General features: G+C 46.4%; 2 protein-coding genes. Both read left to right on the forward strand.

Annotated features, from left to right (window positions below):
- On the forward strand, positions 1-216 hold a 216-nt coding region (locus VIP81_RS03030; protein WP_331957002.1), incomplete at its 5' end, for a hypothetical protein.
- 42 nt (positions 217-258) lie between these two features.
- A partial coding sequence (locus VIP81_RS03035) for a carboxypeptidase regulatory-like domain-containing protein (protein WP_331957003.1) occupies positions 259-1,562 on the forward strand: 1,304 nt, incomplete at its 3' end.

Raw genomic sequence — 1,562 nt, forward strand, 5'->3', positions numbered from 1 at the left:
TTTTCACCCCTCAACGGTTTATTACCTGAAAACAATGCAGTGGTACTGTCTGCAGAAAGTAGCAATCGTTCCTTTGTAGCAAAAAATGTAAGCCTGAAAGCTATAACAGATACGGATCTTGCCATTCCTGCCGGTGCAGAAAAAGTTACCCAGGATCAAATGAGAGAGATCAGGAAACAGGAGATGGATAAATTACGTAAGCGGCAACAACAATAGTGAATTTCATCCTAACTTTCCCCTTTCCTGTTAATTTCGTTTATGAAGAAACTTATACAACTCTTGCTGATACTGGGTTTGGGCATATCGTATGCCCAGGCCCAGTCGCAACAAGGAAAGATTAAAGGCCAACTGACTGACTCAACCACCAGAGAGGCGATGCCCGCCGCCACCGTGGTGCTGTTAAACGCAATAGACTCCAGCGTTGCCAGTACCACCATGACCGATACCAAAGGCAATTTTGAACTGACCAATGTAGCCGATGGCGCTTACCGCCTATACGTAAGCTTCCTGGGCTATCAGCCACTCAACAAACGCGTACAAATAACTCCGGATCACAGAGATATTGCCCTCGGCAACATTGCCATGGGACATAAAGGCGTAAACCTAAATACCGTAGAAATCGTAGATGAAAAGCCACCGATTGTGGTGAAAAAAGATACGCTCGAATTTAATGCAGATGCCTTTAAAACCCGCGAAAATGCGGTGGTAGAAGACCTCCTCAAAAAATTACCCGGTGTTACAGTGGACAAAGACGGCGCCATCACCGCACAAGGTGAAACCGTTACAAAAGTATTGGTAGATGGTAAACCTTTCTTCGGCAATGACCCGAAACTGGCCACCAAAAACCTTCCAGCCAACATCATCGATAAAGTGCAGGTAATAGATAAGAAATCTGATCAGGCACAATTCACCGGTATCGACGATGGACAAACGGAAAAAACAATCAATATCACTATTAAAAAAGATAAGAAAAAAGGGATGTTTGGCCGTGCCACAGCAGGCTACGGAACGGACGACCGCTACGGCGTTTCCCTCAGCTTAAACCGCTTCCGGGAAAATCAGCAACTGTCGCTGTTAGGTGGTGGTAACAATGTGAACAACATGGGCTACACACAACAGGATCAGATGAGCTTCAGTGCTGCCGGTGGTGGAAGAGGTGGTGGCCGCGGCGGCGGTGGTGGCGGTATGCGCGGTATGTCTATGGGTGGCGGTGGTGGCGGCAACAATGCCGGTATCACCCGCAACTGGAATACCGGGTTAAACTTCAGCCAGGACTTCAGTAAAAAATTAATCGTAAACGGTAGCTACTTTTTTAATGATACCAAAACCGATGTAGCGCAAAAACAGGAGAGACAAACTTTCTCCACCGATAAAACAGGGGCATCAAACACCACCTACGATAACTCTACATCCGCATCACAAACAGACAATAGCAACAACCGCATTTCTGCCCGCATAGAATATACGATCGATTCATTGCACTCGCTGATCTTTACGCCTACCTATTCCCTTACTAATGGAAACAGCTACAGTATTACCAATAACGTGTCGCTGAATACCGC

The organism is Chitinophaga sp., from assembly GCF_036566945.1.
In the GTDB taxonomy this organism is placed as follows: Bacteria; Bacteroidota; Bacteroidia; order Chitinophagales; family Chitinophagaceae; genus Chitinophaga.